Origin of the sequence: Geobacter sp. (assembly GCF_030834625.1) — a bacterium.
Classification (GTDB): domain Bacteria; phylum Desulfobacterota; class Desulfuromonadia; order Geobacterales; family Geobacteraceae; genus Geobacter.
In genome coordinates this window covers 158,670-181,783 of sequence record NZ_JAUQXO010000032.1, presented here as the reverse complement: position 1 = coordinate 181,783, position 23,114 = coordinate 158,670, and the positions used below count along the sequence as shown (strand labels likewise).

The 23,114-nt window shown below is 54.8% G+C and carries 11 protein-coding genes and 2 pseudogenes; 7 read left to right on the top strand and 6 right to left on the bottom strand.

Translation table 11 applies throughout. From position 1 onward, the window contains the following. Positions 1-366: 366 nt before the first annotated feature. The 4 genes and pseudogenes from RCH91_RS21450 to RCH91_RS09460 form a co-directional block, all read right to left on the bottom strand. Positions 367-1,089 (bottom strand): annotated as a pseudogene (locus RCH91_RS21450) (reverse transcriptase domain-containing protein); the annotation flags it as partial. A gap of 353 nt (positions 1,090-1,442) precedes the next feature. Further along, positions 1,443-5,363, bottom strand: a complete 3,921-nt coding sequence (locus RCH91_RS09470; protein ID WP_306534474.1) for an Eco57I restriction-modification methylase domain-containing protein — start codon at positions 5,361-5,363, stop codon at positions 1,443-1,445. Between the two features lie 13 nt (positions 5,364-5,376). After that, complete coding sequence (locus RCH91_RS09465) at positions 5,377-8,211, bottom strand: helicase-related protein (RefSeq protein WP_306534473.1); 2,835 nt, start codon at positions 8,209-8,211, stop codon at positions 5,377-5,379. 4 nt (positions 8,212-8,215) lie between these two features. Further along, positions 8,216-13,444 (bottom strand): DEAD/DEAH box helicase, encoded by a 5,229-nt coding sequence (locus RCH91_RS09460; protein ID WP_306534472.1) that lies wholly within the window; start codon positions 13,442-13,444, stop codon positions 8,216-8,218. A gap of 856 nt (positions 13,445-14,300) precedes the next feature. Here RCH91_RS09460 and RCH91_RS09455 point away from each other — a divergent pair. From RCH91_RS09455 to RCH91_RS09440, 4 genes and pseudogenes are all read left to right on the top strand, one after another. After that, positions 14,301-14,906, top strand: coding sequence for a recombinase family protein (locus tag RCH91_RS09455; protein WP_306534470.1), 606 nt, complete (start codon positions 14,301-14,303; stop codon positions 14,904-14,906). Between the two features lie 116 nt (positions 14,907-15,022). Beyond that, positions 15,023-15,385 (top strand): annotated as a pseudogene (locus RCH91_RS09450) (IS3 family transposase). Further along, on the top strand, positions 15,382-16,272 hold the full coding sequence (locus RCH91_RS09445) for an IS3 family transposase (protein WP_306534468.1): 891 nt from the start codon (positions 15,382-15,384) through the stop codon (positions 16,270-16,272). Before RCH91_RS09450 ends, RCH91_RS09445 begins: the two are co-directional and overlap by 4 nt. 630 nt (positions 16,273-16,902) lie before the next feature. Beyond that, entirely contained in the window at positions 16,903-17,142 is a 240-nt protein-coding gene (locus tag RCH91_RS09440) for an MbcA/ParS/Xre antitoxin family protein (protein ID WP_306534466.1), read from the top strand. Positions 17,143-17,372: 230 nt separating this feature from the next. Here the strand turns inward: RCH91_RS09440 and RCH91_RS09435 are convergent, their stop codons facing one another. Beyond that, on the bottom strand, positions 17,373-18,137 hold the full coding sequence (locus RCH91_RS09435; protein WP_306534463.1) for a helix-turn-helix domain-containing protein: 765 nt from the start codon (positions 18,135-18,137) through the stop codon (positions 17,373-17,375). Positions 18,138-18,431: 294 nt separating this feature from the next. Here RCH91_RS09435 and RCH91_RS09430 point away from each other — a divergent pair, with 294 nt between their 5' ends. From RCH91_RS09430 to RCH91_RS09420, 3 genes are all read left to right on the top strand, one after another. Next, positions 18,432-18,929: an HNH endonuclease signature motif containing protein gene (locus RCH91_RS09430; protein WP_306534461.1), complete on the top strand. Its 498-nt coding sequence runs from the start codon at positions 18,432-18,434 to the stop codon at positions 18,927-18,929. 12 nt (positions 18,930-18,941) lie between these two features. Beyond that, a complete protein-coding gene (locus RCH91_RS09425) occupies positions 18,942-19,481 on the top strand; it encodes a hypothetical protein (protein WP_306534459.1) in 540 nt (179 codons plus the stop codon). Positions 19,482-19,848: 367 nt separating this feature from the next. Then, positions 19,849-20,883 (top strand): tyrosine-type recombinase/integrase, encoded by a 1,035-nt coding sequence (locus tag RCH91_RS09420; protein WP_306534458.1) that lies wholly within the window; start codon positions 19,849-19,851, stop codon positions 20,881-20,883. Positions 20,884-21,141: 258 nt separating this feature from the next. Here the strand turns inward: RCH91_RS09420 and RCH91_RS09415 are convergent, their stop codons facing one another. Next, a complete protein-coding gene (locus tag RCH91_RS09415) occupies positions 21,142-22,998 on the bottom strand; it encodes a cytochrome c3 family protein (protein ID WP_306534456.1) in 1,857 nt (618 codons plus the stop codon). Positions 22,999-23,114: the final 116 nt, after the last annotated feature.

Here is a 23,114-nt window from a genome sequence, read left to right as displayed (position 1 = left end):
AATACATCGAGATATTCTACAACCGCCAACGACGCCACTCGCGCCTTGGCTATCTGGCCCCGGCCGTGTTTGCCCTGAACTTCTGCACAAACACGGCCGCCGCTTGAGTTGGGAGTGTCTACTATTGACAGGACACCTCACTACGGTTTCATTACGGACATCTGGCACTGGAGCGAAAATCCAACCTTGACCTTCAAACCGATCTTTTGAATACCTGGCCTGTGCTCGTGTGAGGCCCTGAATAGCTTCAAGAATCTCAATACCTCCAACAGCATCAAAACCACCAGAAACAGCGTGTTGAATCCTTTCCATTCTACTGCTTTGACGCAAAAGCGGCCGTTGATCACCCCGGAAATAGCCTATTTGAGTTTTTTCTTTGGAAACAATCGTTCCGGGCGCGGTTTCATGCAGCAGCTCCTGCATTCGTTCTGCGGCCATCGCTTTGATTTTCAACGGATCCATGGCGGGATGACATCTGAGCACCAACCGGAAATCATCTACATAACGGCACGCATCAAGAAGCTTAATCCCATCAACAAAGTCATCCTCAGAGTCTATTTCAATGCGCAACCTGCTATCAAAATCAAGCATGACAACATTTGCGAAAAACCCAGAGGCCACAACGCCTTGAGGCAGAACTACTCTTGAAAACTTATCTATACCGGCACTATTGGCATATTTTAAAACTTCTCTTTCGTCTTTCGGGTGCCACCCCCAACACATGACCTTCCGGCTCAGTTCAAAAAAACTGTCGTCATCGCCTGGTCTTCTTAACCTGTCGAGTTTTTTGAAGAATAAATCTGGGGTGACACGGTCGTAAAACTGCGAGAGGTCAGAATGAATAACAACGATATGCCCCGATGCACTTTCAGCAACGACTTCCGGACGCCTCAAAAAGCTTCGGTAATCCTGAAAAAAGCCTCGATAGAGCTTTGACGAACCCCAGCGATGGGTAAGTTTTCCTCCTGGGAGCGCATCGCAATAAAGCCTGTTCCCGTAAGAAATAACTTTCTTTCGCCCTTCCTGAGAGTCCAGTGAAACCCTTGGGTCACCTTGGAAAGTTTCCACCCGATCGGCAAGACAAAGCATAAGAGCGGTCGTTGCGACCTGATCCCGTAAGGAGACATGAGCAAGAGGCCGAATTTTTTTAGCCGTCTCAGCTCTTTTTACTGGTTTCCACTTGCCATTGTTATCAACGTGCCAGCTATGACTTTTTGGTGCCGGAACGAGGCGTAACGGGTCACTTTTCCAATCATAAGGGTTCGACAACCGCTCCTGAACAGATTTTATAAAATCTGGGAGATCAACAGCGGCCCTATCCAATTCCAGCGTATCTGCATACCAGTTATGAGACCGAATAAAAGAAGACGCCTTTTTCCACGCCTGTATGAGAACATACTCTTTGGTCAGTAACTCCAAATTCGGTGTTAATCGTTTGGGACTCATACATTGCCTCCAAACAACCGATCCCACGCCTCAAGCACGAGGCGGCGCGTGCGGTATTCGCCGTATTGGCGGATTTCTTTTTCTTTGAGGACACGGAAGGTTTCGCTCGGGTAGTCTTCGCCATAAACGTCGGCGGGGTCGAGGATGTAGCGCAGCTCGTCGCGGGTGAGGCCGTATAGTTTGGCGTAGTAGGCGTCGAGTTCGGCGCGGAGCAGGGCGCGCCGCTCGGGGTTCCAGGGGAAGGGGGCGCCTTGGTAGCCGAGGTCTTCGGCCCAGGGGCGAAGGGATTCCGAGGTGTAGGTCAACTCTAGAATCCGAGGGATTATGTAGTTCGATGTTTCTTCAGATATTGTTGAAACTGGTAAGATAGGGAATTGTTTGAAATATGAAAAAGTTAAATGAAGCCCTCCCACCTTTTGCCTAGCAGCAAAATCCAGGACAAAAGAGCATAGGTTGCTCAGAAGAAAAGCTACTTTTTTGGTTGATGTATCCGGGAAAATAATAGGAGCTGTGTGCCCTACACCCCAAAAGGGTATAATTGTCTGAATGACAGTTCTTTCATTTGTTGATGCAGTAACGTCCTTAAATGAAAGCAACCAATTCCTATCCCACTTTTCGTTCGTTCTGCACCTAACCTCCTCTTCAGGAACCCAATAGAATGGCATAACTTCATGATTTGGGTTTTGATAATCGCTTAATGGGGTTGGCGGCAGGACCCGGTATCCCCTGTCACTCCCTCTACTTTCGTATGAGCCTGCTCTGTGGTCATAGAAATTCACCATCTTAGCCTCATAGAGAGGCAACCAGCGACGGCCGTCCGACTCGACGAAGATGTTCCTATCCAATCTAGCCCCAAGTTCGATCAACTGAGCGTAGGTACGAAACAGAGCACTGTCGCTGGTCATGTTGAACAAACCTTGCCTGAAAGAAATGCCCCACGGGTTCCCGGCCTCCCCTTTCGATTCATCGATAAGCACTGATGCGTTGCGATAGATATTCTTGGTCAACTCAGCATCCGCCTGACTGCGGAAGACGGGACAGGTGCGGGTGTTGGGGTTGAGCTGGCGGATGTCGTCGCCGCTCAGAGTAAAATGGCGGCGTTTGTCCTTGAGTTGAAGGGTGTCGGTCAGAAAAAAGGCGAAATCGGTTGCGGCGACGTCGTTGCCGAGGGTAAGAAGGGAGAATTTCATCCGGCTGTCAACAGCCGGGAACAACTTCTGTCGGTTTTCAAAGTCGTAAAGGCTGACCAACCGTCGCCCAATGCTGATGGCCTCAAAATAGGCCTTGGTGCTGTCGTCTGTGGCAATCCCGGTGGGGACGATGATGCCGGCACGGCCTTTTTTGTTGAGCAGACTGAGAAACGCCTCTGCAAACAGGGCGTAGAGATTCAATTTCCCCTTGGCAGTTAGTTCGAACTGCATAGACTCGCGGATAAAGGTATTATTCGCTTCCGTCTGATGTTTCTCCTGAAGGTATCTCGACCAGAGCAATGGTGAGCTGATTTCCAACTCTGCAATCGCCCGTTTCCGTTTTGCCCCTGGCAGTGCAGCAATACTCGGCGCGTGAATGGCGAAATATTCCTCTTCTGAGAGCTGAGAAACTTCCCAAGGCGGATTCCCCATCACCACATCGAACCCGCCATCTGCGAAGACATCGGGAAAGGCCAGATGCCAATGGAAAAAGCGCTGCTCCTCCGCCAACCGCCATGCCAAAGCCTCAGCCTTTTCCCGGGGCGGCATGTTGCGGCGAATGCGGTTGAGGTCAAGGTTAGTTGGCACGGCATCGGCAAACTCGTTCGTCTTCGGCGCAAAGAAGGCAGCCACAAAGAGATGAGCCTGAAGGCGTTTTTTCCGGCGCTCCTGATTCTCATCCTGCGCCTTGCGCCAGGCTTCGCGCTTTGCCCTGACATCGGCCAGGGTTTCTTCGGGCAGATCATCCAGATGCAGCGGAACGTCCTGGTATACCTCCAGCGATTCACCGTCAAACAACCCTCCCTGCACCGCATTCCCGATGTCCGGGTTGTTTTTCCTGAGCATTTTGCAGAGATCTTTGTTATCCCCTGTCAAGGGCTTGTAGGCCTCATCGGGGATCCCGTCGCGAAGAATCTGCGGGTCGCGTACGCCAACAAGCGAATCGCCACAGTGAATGTGATGATCAAGAAAACCGAGGGGCTTGCCCGGTTCGATGGTTTCGAGCCAGAGGGCGGTTTTGCACAACTCCACAGCCATCGGGTTGCGGTCGACACCGAAGATGCAGTGCTGCACCACCTCGCGGAGAGTGTGGCGGTAGAGCATCTCGTCGGGCTGGTCGGTCTGCGCCTCAATGCGGGCCAGTTCGGCGGCCAGTCGCCGTGCAGCAGCCAGCAGGAAATGACCTGATCCGCAGGCGGGGTCAATGATCTTCAGCTTGAGAAGGGCATGCCGCGGGTTTTCGGGGTCGGTGGCCAAGGTCTGCTCGATGACCGGCTCCAAGGCGCTCTTGATCAGCACGTTGACCAGCGATGGCGGGGTGTAGTAGCTGCCGGTGAGCTTGCGCTCGCTCCCCTTGCCCGCAGAGCCCTCAGTGTCGTCCCCGGCAAAGGCGAAGCGCCAGGGGCGGGCCTCGATGTCGAGCTGCGGGTGCAGCTCCAACAGGCTTTCGTAGACGCTCCCCAGTTCCTCCACCCCCATGTCGCGGTAGTTGACTCGGGCGAGGGTATCGCCGGATCGGAAGAAACAGAGGGCATGAACAGCCTTGAGCAACGCCTGGTTGCTCAGGCTCGAGCCGTCGAGCACCGGGCACTGCTCGGCGTCGAACAAACCTCCCAGAGCCGGCAAGCCGAGGGGCTCGGCCCCGGCGGCCAAGGCCCTGAATACCACTTGGAGCCCCTGCCAAAGGTCGCCGTGCTGGTCGTAGAAGTGCCGCTTGAGGCTGCGCTCGCGCAACAGTCCGAGGGCATAACCTTCGCGATAGATGGTACTCGCTTCGGCGGAAGCCTGCGGGTGAAAGAGGATCTCGCGATCCTCGGCGGTAAGAAGAAAGATGAAGCGGTAGACCAGGCGCAGCAACTGGGCATGCAGCGTCTCGGGGCGCAGCTCGCCGGCGGAGATCTGCTGGCGCAACTCGCTGTTGGCGGGGTGGGCCAGAAAGCCGCTGCCGAGCTCGCGCAGGGCCTGGGTGACGCCGTCGCGCAGGTGCGAGAGGGCCCGCACGCCGACCTCCTCGGCCTCGTGGCGCCATTCTTCAAGGGCGCAGGTTTCCGGCGTGTGGTCGGCCGGCTGAAATCGGCTGGCGTGGAAGAGCAGCCAGAAGGCGGCGAAGTCGGGGTAGAGTTCTTCCTCGAACATCCGCTCCAGGTCGGCTTCGAGGTAGGCCGGCCGAGTCAAGCTCGGGTTATCCCGCAGCAACCGGATGCGGTTGCCGTTGCTGACTACTCCCCAGAGGCAGTCATCATCGGCGTTGAGAAACTCCTGCACCAAGGCGTGAGCGGAGCGTCGACGCCCCTCGTCGCCAAAAGCAGGTTGGCCGCGGTCGAGATCTACCCCATGGGTGGCAAGCAGCATCGGCACATGGCCATCACCGGCAAAATGGCTTAAGGGGAAACGCCGGGCGGCGATATACCTGGGCTTGCAATGCTTGAGATCGCTAAAGCCCAGGACACTCTGCAACAGCCGCTGCAACCACCCCTCAACGCCGACTTGACAGGCGTCGATATCCTGCCGCTGGCGTTTCTCCTGGTAATCACGCCACTCAGCCAAGGCAATGCGCCAGGCGCGACCGATCTCTTCCTTTATGTTGAGCCCCTTGGGCAGGCCGTAGTCGGCAGCACTCTGCCGTTTGCCCTGCAAGGCGGCGGCTTTTTGCAGGAACTGCCCCGAGAACAGCCCCCCTTCGATTTTCAATGCGACAAAGCCGTGGTCGACTTTACTTCTTGCCATTCTTGAACCCCTCCTAGAAACTCACCACGGGCAATATGACATAGACACCGATCACATCGACTGGCAGACAGGGTTGCACATCGTAGCGGAACCCCTTGGCCTCGCTGGCCGAACGCACACGACGGTGGTCGTTCAGCAGATCTTCGGCCCGCTGGCCGGCGATTTCGGCGAACTGCCCTTCGAGACCGGGCAAGGCGGCGACGGCTTCCTGCACCAGGCGCTCGCGCATGGCAGGATCCATGTTGCGGGTAGGGGACAGGTTCATCAGGTCGCGTGTGGCCGCGGCGTCCAGGGCCTCGGCCCCGCTGCTGCGTACCACAAGGGTCCGGCACTCTTCGGAGAGCAAAACTCGGTCGATACTGCGGTAGCGGACACTGAGCTGACTGCGTAGCCGCAGCAGGTAAAGGGTAGTGCGCTCTTTGACCTGGTCGGTGAAGATGGCGCCGCCGCGAGCGGCGATTTTTGCGTCTTCACCTTCCAGGGCGATTTCTGTCACATGCTCGGCCAGGGCCAGCACCAGCGGATGGGTTCGGTGAACATGATGGGCCCTCACAGGCAGGGGGTAATCAAAGGCGATGCGCACGGTACCGCGCCAGCCGATGGAGCCTAGCCGATCGCGCAGGCCAAGAGGAAAGTGATCCACCGGCAGTTTGAAGCCCTTGCCGGTGGCCTCCAAAGGGGCACCCAGGCGCTGGGCCGCAGCCGAGACAAAGCGCTGCACGTCGTCGGCGCCGCCGAGCACCTGGATGGCCTTGCGCCACTCAGGAAGAACCTCGTCGGGCCGGAGCCGGTGCTGGGCAAAGATGGTGCGGCTGCGGCTGGCGGTTTCGCGGGCGCTCTCCCAGCCTGCATCGAGTTCGCGTCCAACGGGACCGAAATCGAAACTCATCTGGTTGACGTTCTCACTCAAGCCCCCCTTGCGCAGCAATACCGCTTTCATGACCGCGTCCATCACCTTACCGGTGTCTGCGGGCATGGGAACAGTGACACCGAGCTCCTTGCGGATCTGTTCGGCCTTACGCAGGATGACCTTGAGCACGGCTCCGTCGACGGGGTTGTTCTCGCCGTAGAGCATGACCGTCCTTACCTGTTTGGCGCTCTGACCGAAACGGTCTACGCGTCCTTCACGCTGCTCGTGGCGAGTAGGGTTCCAGCTGAGGTCGTAGTGAACCACGGCGGTGAAGAATTCCTGCAAGTTGATCCCTTCAGAAAGGCAGTCGGTGGCAACCAGGATACGTCGCTCGTGCTCCCGCATCTGTTCGATCCGCTCCTGGCGCTCTTCCGGAGTGAGTTCGCCAGTCACGCACACCACCTCGAACCCTTTTTTCTGGTAGCGCTCAGCCAGTTCATCGGCAAGGTAGTGGGCGGTGGGGATGTAGCGGCAGAATATAACCGGCTCGAACCCCTCGTTGACCAGCTCTTCAACAACCTTGAGCAGCTCGGCCAGCTTGGGATCCTGCTTGGCGCCGCGCAGGGATTGGGCTTTGGCGACCAGGGCACTGAGGATGACGGATTCACCGTTCCCATCCCGATCCGGGAGGGCGGCCGGTGCCGCATCGTCAAGGGTGAGAAGGTCGTCCCCTTCCCCGTCAAGCACCGTTTCGCTCCCCAGTTGTTCGATCTCCTGCAACGACTCGGCATCACTGGCCCCGCTGACACTGCGCAGTCGGGTGGTCAGGGCGGCAGCCGCCGCAGCCGGGCTGGAGCTGATGCAGCGCAGCAGGGCCAGGGCCGCCCACCAGTTCATCCGCTGTTGCAGTCGGCCGAGCTTCATCCCTTCTTCGAACATGCCGCGGGCATAGCTGAGCACATCACCGAACAGGTGACCCCACTCGCCGCTGAGCTTGTAGGTAGCCTCCTTGCTGAGGCGATCGGGGAAGACCGTGCTGTCCTGCCACTCGGCGATGTCGGGTCGGCGACGCTGAACGAAATGCACCGACAGCTCCTGCCGTAGCTGTTCTTTGGCCTTGCCCTGAAGTTGACCGATCCCTTGGAATTCGGGGCGCAGCAGGCCAAGGAGGTTGTAGAAGGCTGTTTCGTCGCCGCTGTGCGGGGTGGCGGTGAGAAACACCATGTGCCGGTCGAGGTCATCGGCCAAACCGCGCAGGAGGTTATACCGCTGATGGCGAGAGGCGCCGCCTGCACCGACGCAGGTGTGGGCCTCTTCGACGATGACAAATTCGGGGCAGGCGCGCAGAAACTCGTCTATGCGCCGCTCTTTCTTGATGAAATCGAGACTGACAACGGTAAAGGGATAAACGTCGAAAATCGACTGGCCGGCGGGGATACCACGCTCAAGGCGGCTGGCGGTACCGGTGCGAACCACGACGCTCTGGATGCCGAACTTCTCCTCCAGTTCCTCCTGCCACTGTTCGCAGAGGTGCGGAGGACAGATGACGGCAAGGCGCTTGATTTCACCTCGATCGAGCAGTTCGCGGGCAATGAGGGCTCCTTCGATGGTCTTGCCAACCCCGACGTCATCGGCGATAAGCAGCCGCACGGTCTGCTGGCGTAGGGCCATCATCAAGGGAACCAGTTGGTATGCCCGCGGTTCCACCGCCAAATTGCCGAAACTGCGGAAGGGGCCGGCCCCAGCGCGCAGCTTGAGCATGAGGGCATCGCGCAGCAGCAGTCCGGCACCGTAGGAACCAGCCTTGGTGGGATCGGGCGGCGGAAAGGTCGCATGTTTTGGAGGCTGGGCCTCAAGGGGCAGGTAAATGGAGGTGGCATCCTCGTCGCTGCCGCCCAGGGGACGCACGCGCAGCAGGTCTGTGCGGGAGTCGGGCAAGACCACCCACTCACGCCCTCGGGCCTGTACGAGGCTTCCGGGCTGAAACTGCAAAGTCATAGGATCAGGCTCCTGAACCGAAAATATCGGGATATTGGGCAAAAATGGCAGACCACTTGGCCTGCTCCTTGGGGAAACGGACGACGGTCAGGCCGGCAGCGCTCAGCCGCTGGGTCAAATCGTCGTCGAGGCGACGCTGAGGGCCGCTCTCGTGATGGGGGCCGTCGATGTAGATCACGGCCTGGTGCTCGGGATACCCAAAGTCGGGGCGGGTATTGAACGCCTCGAGCAGCGGCTGGGCGCGATCAGGCAGACGCAGCCCCTTTTCGCGGACAGTCTGCAACCAACGCTGTTCCAGGCTGCTGCCTGAAAGCCGCATCAGCTCGTCGAATTGGGCATCTCCCTTGCGCCCCTCGGTGCCTCGCTGTGGGATACTGTGCATCAGGCGGAAAAGCAGCTCGAGCACCCGGGGATTGCGGCGATCAAGGAGATCGTGGTCGGGCTGATTGTAGTAGCTGAGCAGGCAGCGGTAACAACCAGCCTCGCAGGCCTCGGCGGATTCAGGGCCGGCCGTGTCGACCAGTACCTGCCCCTGCCATTCCTCTTGCCAACTGTTGCCGACGATGTCGTAGTGACAGACTTCGAGTGCGGCACGGGCAACCCGTTGCAGAGCTCCTGAATCGCTGGCCAGCCGGGTCAGCACCCCGGCTCCACCTTCCGCCGATTCGTAAAAGAGTATCGCCTGCCTGTTGAGGCGAGTCGGCAGTGGCTCGGCCATCAGCTCGCTTTCCTCGAGTTGGAATACCGACTCCACCCCGCGTTTGAGAGCGTATTGCAGGGAGGCAATTTCGCCTTCGGACAGCTCTTGCCGGGGGAAAAGCACCATAACATTTCGGCGGTCCTCGACGAAGGGGACGATGCGGAGCACGTTGCGTGCCTCTTCAGACTCAACCTCGTCATCCGGCGGCGCCTGGTCATCTTTGGACCAGACGCCGGTGCTGACGTCGATGTTGAATCCGTAGATGCTGGCATTACGACGCCGGCGCCAACCGAGGTTGATGCGCCAGACCGTTGCCGCAGGTCCGTAATGAATTTCGACCAGGTCCTTGTCCCTCTCGGTAAACGTGGTGCGCACCACCTGAAGCCGGCCCTCTTCGAGCGCATACTGAAGGGTGGTCTGCATCTCGTACCCCATGCGCAGCCGCTCCTCCTCGTCGGAGGTGATCTGGGTGACGCGCCGGGTGCTGACGTGCTCAACGCGGTAGAGCTTGTCGAGTAACAAGCCTCCTTCAAGGAGGGTATCGCAGGCCCGACACCGAGGGTCATCGAACTGGCTGCCGAAATGGCCGTAGCCGCAGTTCGGGCAGAGACGCGCCGTGTGAACGGGCAGACCGATGTCTTCTGAGGCCCTTTCATCCTCACGGGTGGCAATGATCAGCTTGTGGACCAGATACTGGCTCCCCTCGTGGTAAATGCGGCTTTGAGGGCCAAATTCGGACAAGGCTAGAAACCTGGGGCGGGTGAGGAAGGAGTCCCGCGGCCCCTTCTCGCGCCGGGCCGGGATAAAGGCCATCAGCGGCAGGCGCGGGAAGTTGTAACCGGGGATGAAACCCTGGCTGGCCAGGTAGCGGTAGGTGTAGAAATCAGAGTTCATGGTCGCCCGGCCATGGAGCAGCAGTTCCTGCTGTATCTGCGCTTCGCGATAACGTTGGCGGGCTCGCTTGCGGTCTCCCTCTGCTGCTGCGGCGTTCAACAACACGGCATGACTACTCTCCATCTGCCGCACCGTGGCCTGGTAGAGCGAACGCCAACGCTCAAGTGCATGGTGCAGCCCCTGGCAGGCCCCTTGGATGGTTCTTTCGAGCCAGCCGGAGGCAAACCAGGGGGCCGCCTCGGTCGTCAACTCATCCTGCAACATTTCAAGAATCCGCTGTCCGCGGGCCAAGGTTCGCTGCCGGGCTCCGGGATGATCCAGGTTGGCCTTGATGTGTGAAAGGATGGGAAGATTCTTGCCGTCGGCGAGGTCGAGCAGGCCGTTGATTGAACTGTCGAGCTTTTGCCCGGTCTCGGCCAGCCAGACCGCATGAAGGTGGCTACGGACCAGCTCTTCATTGGCCAAGTCGAGAGTGGGCGGGCGAACAATCCCCGAGACCATGCGCACGGGATCGCTGAAAAAATACTGATCGTGGGGGCTTTGTGCCGCGCAGTAGGTGATAACCAACGCCGGCTGCCCGCTACGGCCAGCACGACCGCTGCGCTGGGCGTAGTTGGCAGGGGTCGGAGGTACGTTGCGCATGTAAACGGTGTTCAGTTCGGCGATGTCGACCCCCAGTTCCATGGTCGGCGAACAAAACAAGACCGGCAGTTCGGCTTTGCGGAAAAGCTCTTCGCGTTTCTCTCGCTCGTCGCTGTCGACTTGGGCGGTATGCTCCCTGGCCTCGAGCTTGTGCAGAAAACGCTCCTGCTGAAGTAGCGAAGTGGCTATCCCCAGGTACAGGTTTCGAAAAAACCGATTCTCAGTGCGCCTGGAGTCTTGCTGGTCGGCTTCGCCATCGGGGTCAAATGTCCACATCAGGGCATTCCCATTGAGGCGGAAGGCCTTTTGACCCTCGATTTCCAAAGGCTCAACCAGTCCGGCCCTAGTGAGCCCTTGCAGCATCTCAGCTACCAATTGATTGTAGAGGGTTTCCGGCAGTCGGTCGGGAAAATCCTGAGCCTGTTCCCCCCAAGTGCTGCGCTTTTTGAGGAAAAAACCGAACCGGGAACGGTATGAGACGAAATTGGCGAGAGGATCTTTGTGTGGCCAACGAGACTTCGGGAAGGGGAACATGTACCCCCCCTCCTGCATCCGTTCATCCTCGTTCAGGCCCCAAGGCTCCCGAAGATGGGCGAAGCTGGCCACCTTTATCTGTTCCTGGCGGAACTGGTCGAGATACGGGGTTTTGATGCAAAGGGCTCGGCGCAGGGTGTCGAGCAGCTCGGTCAGCACCCGTTCTCGAATTTCGGGAGTCGCATTGGCAAGAAGGGGATGACAACCAGACCAGAGCTCTTCGGCCTGGCAGGCCTCGGTGAGGTATTGGTAGCCGATTTTCAGCAGACCGAGCTGCTCCAGGTTGGGGTTGACGATTCGCCAGCCACGGCGCAAGTCGTAGAAGAGACGGTAGCCGAGCACATCACGCAACGCCTGCTGGGCTTTTCTCTCAGCGAGGAATTCGGCGTCGGGGTTGGCCATGAACTCGTGCTTACTGAGATCGAGTTGGCCAGCAACCAATTGGGTCAGGGTTTCGTCGGTGATCCCGGAGGGGTTCTTCTTGACTGCGGCCAGCAGTGCGCCACGAAGCAGAAGTACCATGACGAAGTCATTGAAATGACCCGCCTGAAGGGAGGCGTCCTGGCGGTTATCGGTAAAGCCGAGCAGCTTTTTGGCCTGATCTGGGAGTTCCTGTTCTTCTTCCAGAAGGTAGCGCATGACCGATAGGGCCATGATGGTGGTCGCCGAGCTGCGCCCCTCGGTACTAAGACTCGAAAGCTTGCTGCGGTCGCGCAACTGGCTCTCGTAGAGGTGACCGCAATCGGGGTTGAGGCAAAAACGCAAGGAACCGGGCAGATACCAGCCTCGCATGCCGCCATCATAGGTATCGCCGGCTGGGTTGACTTTCACATAAACCGGTTTGTATCTGCGGAAGTGGCTTTTAAGGCGCGGGGGTTCCTTGGAAAAATCGAGCCAGTCCTCCGGGAATGCCTTCTCCGGGTCGGCGTCATCCCAAAGGGCATCGGCATCGGGGAAGAACAGTCCGGGCTGGATATCTTCATCTTCGTGGGCACGATCATCAAGGCTACGAGGCTCAATTTTTTCGATTTGCCCTCCTTCGAACTGAGCCCAGACAGGAAAATACTCCTGCCCACACTGCCGGCAAAAGGTTGCGTTGAACAGGCGTTTGTCGCGATCGCCCGGTTTGAACTGCTGGCCGTTGACCGTCAGGTAACGTTGCCCTGGTGGCTCCAGGGTGGAATACAGATCCCCTGCTCCGGAGACGAACTGGTGAAGCCTGAAGGCAAAGAGGCTTTTCCCATCCAGTCCGCGCGCCTGATATGCCTTGAGAAGAAAATCCCGGAGCACATCTTCACAGCGTTCCTGGTTCACACCTGTCAGTTCGTAAAGCTTCTGAACCGCCTCGTTGATGCTCTGCGGTCTTGCTCGAACCCATGACTCTCCTTCTCTGGCAAGCCCCAGGTTCAGCTCAACCCATGGCGCCAACGGGTGAGCTCGAAGCAGTTCGAAATCTTTGATGTCCCCAAGACCCTGCTCCAAGGACTTGCAGAGAAGGGCAACATCTGGCTCCGTTTGCCCCACCGTGACACGTTGCAGGGTTTCGGTGATGACATTTTCGGCTTTTACCGGTGCACCGAAGAGCCTGCTGGCAATCCGGGCAACGGTCGACTTACGGTCTTCGGACTCCCCTTCCGAGGCCATGGTGGCCGAGGTACCGATGCAAAGAAGATTCTTGTTTAGCGACTCACGCACTCTCCGGACCAAAATTGCGACGTCCGCCCCTTGGCGGCCGCGGTAGGTGTGCAGTTCGTCAAGAACCAGAAACTCCAACCCCTGTGCAGCACGAACAATTCCCTTGTCCAACTCCTCTTGCCGGGTCATGAGCAATTCCAGCATCATGAAGTTGGTCAACAGGATGTCAGGCGGGTTGGCGACGAGACGTTCACGCTCCTCCTGGCTCTCCTGGCCGGTGTAACGGCCATATGTAACCTTCTCATTGCCTAGACCATAGCCTTCAGTGAGGAATTTCTGCAATTCTTCAAGCTGGCTATTGCAGAGGGCATTCATCGGATAGATAACAATGGCCTTGATCCGGGCCCTGTTCTGGCCCGCCTCATTTTGCCGCAAAACATGGTCGACTATGGGGATGAAATAGCTGAGGGACTTACCCGACCCCGTACCGGTGGTAAGAACATAGCTTTCCCTACGTTGAGCTATGTGGACTGCATCCTGTTGGTGTTTGTGGAGCAAGAGAGGAACGCCAAGATTTCCACCTTCTTTGCCACGGCGGAAAATGGCTTCACATTCCGGATGCAAAACCCCGTCCCTGACTAGTTGGTCGATGGCTTTGCCTGGAACGTAACATGGATTAAGCTGAATAAGGGGGGAAGGCCAGAAATGCTGGTCGGCGTAAGTCCTGTCGATGAACTCGACCATATCTGCCGTCTTAACCGTGCAGAAGCTGCGGGAAAAAGCCTCATAATCACTGGTAAGACGAGTGCGGAACTCAAACACATTCATGTTGTCCCTCGCAGGCTATTTCAGTCAAATATTTTCAAATCAACAAATGCGCCTGATATCTTCAACACGTCATTATGCCTGATCACCGTTCGGGTGGACATGATGAATGAGATCTTGCCGAGATAAATGTTGGCCAGGTGGAAAATCCTTGTTACATCATGCCCTTAAGACTGATTACGGTAACCAGAGATCACGCACCTGTCGTTCCTGGAAATGTTGCAACCAAATAAAAAAACGCTGCTGATGTTCTTGAACGTCAGCAGCGGCTGAATACCCCGTGTCATGCTCGAAGATTGTCCACACCCCGCACCCTCCGGTCATTAGAAAAGCATCATAGCTATCGTTTATAGAGCGGCGCCCAATCGATGTCAATCATCCATTTCCCAATGGAAAGCACCTCAATTGGCTATCAGTGCTTCCGGAGCAGTTGCCTCAATCCAGCGCCACGGTCAAAGTGGATTGACTGGGTACAGCTTGCGCAAGTTGGGGCTCCAGCTTTCAGTATGTCTCGTGCGGATTTGGTAATACATATTCGACAGCAATGTCAGAATACGTCACCTTCTACAGCAACGGAATCAGTTCGGAACCATTGCGATTCACCGCGTAAATTCAATAGATTGCGTGTCGCTCCTAGTCGTTTCATACATGAGTTGCATGTTGCACTCCCATAGGGGATGCAACATGCAACTCCTCACAGCCTTCGCGACCTGACAGGCCTACAAGCCTCAAATGTGAATATAAAAATGGCCGATTCTTCTTTACTTTAAATGAAGGCTAAAACCATGGCTTATGCTTTACGCTAGTTGTAAAGTTTGCTATGCTTTATGCGGTATTTGCTGACAGGAGGGTGAAAACGATGGCAACCTACGGCTACATTAGGGTGTCGACCGACAAGCAAGACCTGGAAACCCAGAAGTTCGGGATCCTGAACTTTGCAAACGAGAAGGGATTGGGCCAGGTGGCCCTTGTCGAAGAGGCAGTATCAGGCAGGGTCAGCTGGAAGAACCGGGAACTTCACCGGATTATTGATGGGCTGTGCAAAGGGGATGTATTGATCGTAACCGAGCTCTCGCGGCTGGGGCGAAGCATGCTCGAGGTAATGGAGCTGTTGTCGATCATGACAAAGAAAGAGGTTAAGGTCTTCGCCATCAAAGGGGGGTACGAGCTCGGAAACAATATCCAGTCGAAGGTCCTGGCATTTGCCTTCGCCCTGGCAGCGGAGATCGAACGCGAGCTTATTTCTGACCGGACAAAAGAAGCGTTAGCCAAGAAAAAAGCGGAAGGGGTAAAGCTTGGGCGGCCGAGTGGCAGACTCGGGAAATCGAAGCTCGATGGCCAAGAAGAAGAGATTGGGCGCCTCTTGGAGCATAAGGTGCCAGCGGCAGCCATCGCTCGACTGCTGAAGGTGTCCAGACCAACGCTGCTGGGGTTTATAAAGTCAAGGAATCTGACCCCCAACTGATTGGAGGCGTGAATCAGACTAATTGAGCAGGAACAGCAGGACGGCAACGGCTATGGCGGCCCCGGTTTTCTTGGACACGAAAATGAGGTAAATCTACGTGTTCAAGGAGGTCGTCAATGGAAAAGGATGTCAGTGTCTCCGGTGCGGCGGAAGGAGAGCGTAGCTCGACTGGAGCAGCACCGGAAGTCAAACGTTGGAGCGCCAACCGCAAAAAGGAGGTTGTCCTGCGGTTGATGCGCGGTGAATCAATCGATGCCTTGTCCCGTGAGTTGGGCATCGAAATCTATCGCTTGGAAGAGTGGCATCAGAAAGCACTCCAAGGGATAGAATCTGCTCTCAAGGCTCGTTAAGGTGATCCGTTGGCAGCGGAACTCGATGCAGCCTTCAAGCGCATCGGTGAGATCACCATGGAAAACGAGCTACTGCGGGAGAAAGCGAGGCGTGCCCACCCTTTGGCCCAGAGGAGATCGAAGAAATGAGCGCTACGATCTCCCCTGCCACCGGTAAAGCCTACGGCGTTCAGCGCGTCTGCCGTGCCTGGGAAATGCCCCGCTCGTCGTTCTATAGCCGCCAAGGCAGAAAAACCCTGCCATCGGTACTGCTCAAGCGTGGCCCGAAAACACCGCTCACTGACAACGAGGTACTTGCTCTTATCCGGATCGATCTGGAGACATCCCCCTTTATCGGCGAGGGGCACCGTAAGGTCTGGGGACGCCTACGCTTCGTCAAAGGGATCAAAGTCGGCCGTAAGCGGGTGCTGCGTCTCATGCGGGAGAACAACCTGCTCTCTCCTCACCGGGTTGTTCAGGGACATCCCAAGAAGCACGACGGCAAGATCATCACGGCAGCTCCCAACGTCATGTGGGGTACCGATGGCACCAGGATCTTCACCCTGGAAGAAGGGTGGTGCTGGTTGTTTAGCGCCGTGGAGCACTGGAACGCTGAGTGCGTCGGTTGGCATGTGACCAAGAATGGCGATCGGTTTGCCGCATTGCAGCCGCTCTCCATGGGAATCAAGGCCCGTTTCGGCTCGGTCGGAGCCGCTGCTGCACGTGGGCTGGTACTGAGGATGGATCACGGCAGCCAATACCTTTCGGAGCATTTCCAGAATCAGATCAAGTTCTGGGGAATCGCCCCAAGTTTCTCTTTTGTTGCCGAACCGCAGACCAACGGGGTGACGGAACGGTTCAATCGGACTCTCAAAGAACAGGTCATCTATGGCCGCCACTACCGCACCATCGAAGAAGTAAGGACGGCAGTAGCTGACTTCATGGATCGTTACAACCGGCTGTGGCTGGTTGAAAAACTCGGTTTCAGAAGCCCTCGACAGGCCTTCGAGGAGTATCAACTCAAGAAGGCTGCGTGACTCTTATCTTGTGTCCAGGGTACCGGGCGCGCTACAAGGACGGCAACGGCAAACACGGCAGCAAATGTGATCATGCCAACGCGACAAACAACGTTGCGCTCTAGCTCTTTAAATTCCTCATCCAGGAAACTTTGATAGGGCCTTTTTCGCATGACCACTTCTCCTTATTCACAGAGTATCTCACTCGCCATCCCACCTCAATAGCCCTTTCCGGGACCGAGCCCACAATAAACCCACAATAGGCCCCAGGCCTCTTTTTTAGAGTATTGTCCAGATAGCCCCTGGACAATTTGGATGTCTCGAAATTGTTCTTCAGTTAAAACGCATAGTTATGCGATATTTATTATACACCCTTGAAATTGAATTATAAATTTGACAGCTTGCCGTTTTACTGTGTTCTGCATTGCGGTACACGCACATAAGCATGTACCTACCTGCTCCTTCAATTTTTTTGGCGTTGCCTACCGCAAAGGGAACGCTCGAGAATCAACACGAGAAATTTTCACAGTAATTTACGACTAGCGGCGGGGCAATTTTGGATGACGATAGCAGGTCATTTTTCGATACCGGCTGACACATGATCTCGACAAGTAAAATTCACTCCCCCGGCGGGAAACAGTGGAGGACAATATGGATATTCAAGCACTTGTGGAACTTCTAGCTATTAAAGGACAATTGAATGAATCGCAAGTTCAAATGCTAGCTCGGGCCATAGAAGTATTTAGAACCCCAGACATGGCCTACAAGTGGTTTCTGTCACCCGTGTTGGCACTCGGCAATACACGACCTGTAGAACTAACGAGCGACGAGGCAGGGATTCATGAGATCATGAAAATATTGGGACGCATTGAGCAGGGAGTGTATTCCTGAAAACTAAATTCTCTTCTTATACAAAATTATTTTAGAATCTTCCGACGTGGTCTTTGACCGGCATATCTCGAGAAACCGCAACGATCATTTTGCACACTGTCTCTCTACAAAATCTTATCGTGATTTTTAACAGTTACCCCTTTACCATCAAGCAATTGGTGTATCCACATTAGGCGGTGTTGAAATTGCAGCCACGGCGATAACGAAGTAAACTCCAGGTGCATTCAGCTTCACTCGAATATCACCTCAAGCTCGGTCCCTTCCCCCTTCCTCATAGTTATAATTTTTTGGATCATTTCCCGTGCCTCTGATTCTGTAATTCCTTCTTCATTTTTGAGGGTTATCACTGTCCTCACCTTCCAGATTTTCCGGTACGAAACGCGACGGATAAACTCCTCAAGTTGTGCTAAGCATTCTCCTCGAAGCAAAAGCTCGAACGAATCCAACAACTCTCTACGTGCAGCATGAGATTCCGCTGCCTGACCGAAGAACGTCTCAAATTGAGCATAAGTAATCTCGGCGCGCCGCAACATCTTGAGTGATCTCACTATCTCATCTAACTCAACACAGAAACCATCACGCGCCTGAATAATCAAAATACCCCCCTCTTGGAGCGGAAAAAGGGCAATAAGATTCGGCAGATCTGAAACCCTCGCTACATACACATCGGACACCTGCTGTTCCGCGATAAGAGATGGCAATAGAATAGAGAGATCGCTGACTACACGTGTAACAGCCCGCTCCTTACCATCATAGCAACGAGCGGGCACTGAAAATGCTCCGCAGAGAAATGGCGCACCCTCCCCTGTGCTCAACCATTTGGCGTTACATTCGAGCGCCCGGGCTATTTCAGCAAGCATTTTACTTCGAGGCACGTGTCGCCCACCTTCATACTTGGGAACCTTGGCCTGCTGCACATTGATTGCATCCGCAAGCTCTTGCTGACCCATCCCGTGCAGCAAGCGCAGTAACTTGATTCTCTCTCCAATATGCATAATTCCCCCTGACGGTAGTGCGAGCAGCATACCAGATTTGACATAAAAAATGTCATGCCATTTTTTAGTTGATCGCCTTCCCTAAACTGCGGTATAATTGTACTAGTACAATTTAAGGAGGGCGTTATGTTGCATCATTTATCATGCAAACACTGTGGCGGCAAATTTAGGTCATTTCGTGCAAGTCAGCAATTTTGCAGCAGAGAATGCGGGCATAGGTTCAGGCGTGAAGAAGGAGATAGGCGCCGAGCGGCGAAAACGCACGTAATCCCCTGTTGTTATTGCGGGAAAACGATGACTACGCTTAATCCATTACGAAAATACTGCGACAAAAAATGCCAGGGACTGGCGGAACGCAACCCTAGAAACTATGAACCAAAACGAAAACGTTTACCGCGGCAGGGCCCTTCCAGCTTTGAGCAGATATGGGATTCTGCTCGCAGAAGAAACTATGACGGATACATAACCCTGATAGTTAAAACGCCCGATGGCAAACGGGTTCAGCGAAGAGAGCACCGCGTTATTTGGGAGCGTGCAATTGGGATCGAATTGCCAGAGCATTGGATAATCCATCATCGCAACGGTCAGAGATCAGACAATCGACTAGAAAATCTGTTGCCGATGCCTGTTGGTGATCATGTTTCATTTCATCTGGATATCAGCAAACTGGTCGGCCTGTCCCGAAGATCTTACAAAAAGGAAGCCCAGCTGATTCTAGAACGGTGTTTATCCAGAATAATTAAACATTACCCCGATGCGGCTAGATTTTACGATCCGATTTCGAGCAATTGAGAGGAGGCCTCTATGCAATCGACCAAACTACTCATTTATCCGAGTGACCGTGATGAAGACTATCAAAAATTGGCAATTTCGATGATCAGATACGTCCGCCTCGAAATGATAAATGCACCTCAGCATATTCTTGATCGAGAAATAGAAATCATACAAAAACGAGTCCTCCTGTGCCGGGAAAACTCGTCCAAAGATCTCAGAATCTTTCTCAAGAACATGCTGCTGTCAGAAGTGTCGATCAAGTTTGGACAGCCCTCTTGTTCGAATTGCCTTAAATTCACTTCCTGCTCTAATTTGCCAACGACCCACCCCGGCACTGAATACTTTTCCGACCCCTCTTTGCTGTCTTCGACGAATCGCCACGAATCCGACGCAAGCAGCAAATGTCAAGGTTACGCACCTGACCTGAATAAATTCGAATCCGCAATTTACAGCTATCCGCGCACCTTAAAACGATTGAACGCTTGCTTCGCAGTCGAATTAAACGCAAGAGCGATATCTCTGGCGATGCTCAGGATTCTTAGCGCTTGGCACCGCAAGGCTGTAAGTTGACAATTTCTGCCGTTTAAGATTCTGATTTCACAGGAATTTCATAAGGTAGCAAACCGAACTATCAAATCCATCAGCAGCACTGTTGCATAGCTGCACATTATTGCCTGAAGGCTGATCTCAGGAGGCAATAGTGATGTGTGACAGTAACTGTAAACTTGAGGCGAAATTAGATAGAGTCATCAGCTTGTTGGAGTTGCTGGTTCACCCTCAGTCTCAAATTGATCTATCTGATCTGGTAAATCGCATTAGTTCAGGCGACAGAGCCGCCTTGCGGCAATATAACGCACGTAAAATCAGAGATCAAACTCAAAGATAGCCTTCGCCATCCCTGGAAAATGAGCGCACTGCAATTATATGGAGGCATGCTATGTCAATTCGCGCTGTGAACAAAAATAAGACGAAATGGGTCATCGATTATTATCCAGCGGGTCAAAAAGGAAAACGTGAGAGACTGACGTTTATAGGCAGTGAAGATGAAGCCCGCCATATCGAGCTGGGGTTGAGGCAGAAACGTTATGCAGTTAAACCTGTCAATCCAAGAGTGATAGATGTTGTGCTGGACTGGCAAGAGTGGGCAAGGGCTACATATGCTGAATCGACATATATTGACATGGTGAAAGCGATGAAAAAAATACTCCCACAATTCGGAAATATTCACTTTAGTCAACTCAATCAAGGTCTTGTTGAGGAATACAAAGTTAAGCGACACGCCGAGAACGCCAAGAAGAGAACGATCAACAAAGAACTGTCGTATTTTTCTTCGATCTGTTCCTGGGCAACGACCAACAAATATGCCGCGGAACCGGCATTTGTGCCTGCGCAATTTAGGAGAGTAACGTCTCCAGCGATCACAGTTCCTGAGTACGCAGAACTAGACGCCCTGATAGCAAACATTGAAGAACGGTATAAAGGCATTGTCCTGCTGATGAATGATGCTGGACTCAGGCGGCAGGAAGCTCTCCGCCTGGAGGTAAAAAACGTTCGTATCAAAGATGGAATTATCAAAGTACTCGGCAAGGGTAGCAAATGGCGGTCAGTCCCAATTGCGACTGAAAGACTGATGGACGAGCTCAAAAAAGCAACTGCCGGCAGAACAAAAGGTTATCTCTATACGAATCCCAAAACGGGCAAACCGTATACAGGCATCAGAAAGGCACTGGAGAGGGCTGCCCTAAAAGCCGGAATATCGGACCGGATTTACCACCACCTACTAAGGCACTGCTACGGTACGTATGCAACAGAAGCCGGCGTGCATCCCAGGGCACTCCAGCAAATGATGGGGCACGAAAAATTGAGCACAACTGAAAAGTACGGCGAGGTCAAAAGTAAATTCATTGTGCAGGAATCACGCAAAATGCAAAAATATCACGAAGAAAATGGCACGACCCCAGATCCAAATTAAATCACCTTTGTGACCATACCAGTCACAAACATATACCACAACCCACTGTTTTTGCAGATTTTTTATGTACTGTTTACGGACTGAAAATCCTCGTGTCGGCGGTTCGACTCCGTCTCTGGGCACCAGAAAAATCAAGGCTTCGCGGGTTTTCCGCGAAGCCTTTTTTCGTTTTCTCCATATACACAACCCTGAACAAAGAAGGGGTGGCATAGAGCCACCCCTTCTTTGTTCACATCAATTCAGTGCTGACTACAACTCTTAGTGTGATCCTCCGGAGAGGAAGGCGAAGAGCATCAGCACAACCAGTGAGAGACCGACGATGACGGCAAAGAAGCCGAAGGTTTTGACGATAAAGTCGTAGGCGACACCGCTGGTTTTCTTGGCGGCAAACTGCTCGGTGATCCCCAGCTCTTCATAGCGCTTCCACTGGTCACCCCGCTCCTCGAGGAACTCGTGTTTCGGCATCTGGCCATTGAAAATGACGAAGTCCATGGGGAACTTCTCCGGACGGCCGTGGGTGTTGAAGAAGTGGACCGTGAAGATGAAGCCGGTGGCAAGAAGCGCCTCGTCGGAGTGGACGATGGTCGCGACGTTGAACATCCAGCCCGGGAGGAAGCTGCCGAAGAACTCGGGGAACCAGAGCATCAGGCCCGAGCCGCCGATGGCGAACATACCCCAGAAGACCGCGATGAAGTCGAATTTCTCCCAGTAGGTCCACCGCTCGAAGGTCGGCTTCGGCCCCCGGAAGAGGAACCAGCGGACCATGCCGGCCACGTCCTTGATGTCGCGGAAATTAGGCATGAGGGAGTCGGGGCCGAACATGCGCTGGAGCCAGCCACCCGGCAGGTCCTTCCGGACGAAGAGGAAGTGGAAGGAGAGGAGGAGCGCTCCGACGAAGTAGACGAAGGTGATGCCGGCGCCGATACGGTGAACGAGAGCGGCATTGGCGGAGTGACCGAAGATGTGGTCCATCATGAACTTCGCCCACTGCTGGTCGCTGAACTTGAGAGGAAGCCCCGAGAGCGACAGCAGGAGGAAGCTGATGATGACCAGCAGGTGGAGGAATATGTGACGCTTCTTGAAGCGGCGGTATACCTTGTGGCCATCGGGGATATGATGCTCCTCATGGCCTTGGATGAGGGCCTGCTGTTTCTCGCGATTCTCCACGAAGCCGCGGAACATCCAGAACAGGGTGTGAATCCAGAACACGGCGAAGGTGCAGACGAGCAGCCCGGTCATGGCTACGAAGGTGTAGAAGAGGATCGGATACTTCTCCCGGTCGTGGGAACCGTGGGAGTAGAACTTGGTGAAGAGGGGGGTCGCCTTGGGGTGGCATTTGGCGCAGGTGGCGACAAGATTCTGGGGATTGACGCTGGAGTTGGGATCCTTTGCCGGCAGAACACCGTGGGCGGTGTGACAATCGGCGCAACCGGCAACCTTCTCGGGGAAGCCGAGGCGGTAGTTCTTGCCGTGGTAGCTCTCCATGTAGGTTTTTACGGCGACAGGGAAGACGTTGTTACGTGCCATCATCTTCTCGTCGGCGTGACACGTCATGCAGACCTTGGTGTGGAACTCGCGGTTCTCCTTGGATTTCGGATCACCGAGAGGCTTGATGGCGTGGAGGTTATGACAGTCGTTACAGGCAGCCGAATCCATGTTGCCGCCGGCCACCGCCTTGCCGTGAACGGAGTTGCGGTAGCCCGCTTCCTTGTCGTGGCACTGGATGCACTTGGCAACGACCTTCCGCTTGTCCTTGTTCCAGTACGTATGGCTATGGATGTCGGTGTGGCAGTCGGCGCATTTCACGTCCTTCTGGGCGTGGACGCTGGCGTAATGCTCGGAGTTCTCCTTCTTGTGACAACGTTCGCACTGGACCTTGTGGACCTTGGTTTCGCCCTTCATGTGCTTCGCAAGATCGGTGATCTCCACATGGCAGCTTGTACACGCGTTCTTGCCGTGGACGGACGCGGCAAATGCGGTGGCGGAAATCTTGTTGCTGTGACAGCCGAGACAGGTGGCGGGGTCGATTGCCATGCCACTTTCGGCAGCCGCAGGCCGGGCGACGGCCATGAGCAGCAGCAGTGCAGGGAACAGCCAGAAAACCTTCGACAACATGCATGCTCCTCCTTATGAGGTATTTTTTCCTGTTTTTCCCGAAAAGAGAGCGGTAAAACAAGGTATTGCAAGAACCAAAAAAACATCCTGCTTCGATCGATCGTCTCTACCTAATA

Bases quoted from the DNA above. Each gene is read 5' to 3' on its own strand.
- RCH91_RS09415 (WP_306534456.1), bottom strand. From the start codon at position 22,998: ATGTTGTCGAAGGTTTTCTGGCTGTTCCCTGCACTGCTGCTGCTCATG.
- RCH91_RS09460 (WP_306534472.1), bottom strand. From the start codon at position 13,444: ATGAATGTGTTTGAGTTCCGCACTCGTCTTACCAGTGATTATGAGGCT.
- RCH91_RS09455 (WP_306534470.1), top strand. From the start codon at position 14,301: ATGGCAACCTACGGCTACATTAGGGTGTCGACCGACAAGCAAGACCTG.
- RCH91_RS09470 (WP_306534474.1), bottom strand. From the start codon at position 5,363: ATGGCAAGAAGTAAAGTCGACCACGGCTTTGTCGCATTGAAAATCGAA.
- RCH91_RS09465 (WP_306534473.1), bottom strand. From the start codon at position 8,211: ATGACTTTGCAGTTTCAGCCCGGAAGCCTCGTACAGGCCCGAGGGCGT.
- RCH91_RS09440 (WP_306534466.1), top strand. From the start codon at position 16,903: ATGGATATTCAAGCACTTGTGGAACTTCTAGCTATTAAAGGACAATTG.
- RCH91_RS09420 (WP_306534458.1), top strand. From the start codon at position 19,849: ATGTCAATTCGCGCTGTGAACAAAAATAAGACGAAATGGGTCATCGAT.
- RCH91_RS09435 (WP_306534463.1), bottom strand. From the start codon at position 18,137: ATGCATATTGGAGAGAGAATCAAGTTACTGCGCTTGCTGCACGGGATG.
- RCH91_RS09425 (WP_306534459.1), top strand. From the start codon at position 18,942: ATGCAATCGACCAAACTACTCATTTATCCGAGTGACCGTGATGAAGAC.
- RCH91_RS09430 (WP_306534461.1), top strand. From the start codon at position 18,432: ATGACTACGCTTAATCCATTACGAAAATACTGCGACAAAAAATGCCAG.
- RCH91_RS09445 (WP_306534468.1), top strand. From the start codon at position 15,382: ATGAGCGCTACGATCTCCCCTGCCACCGGTAAAGCCTACGGCGTTCAG.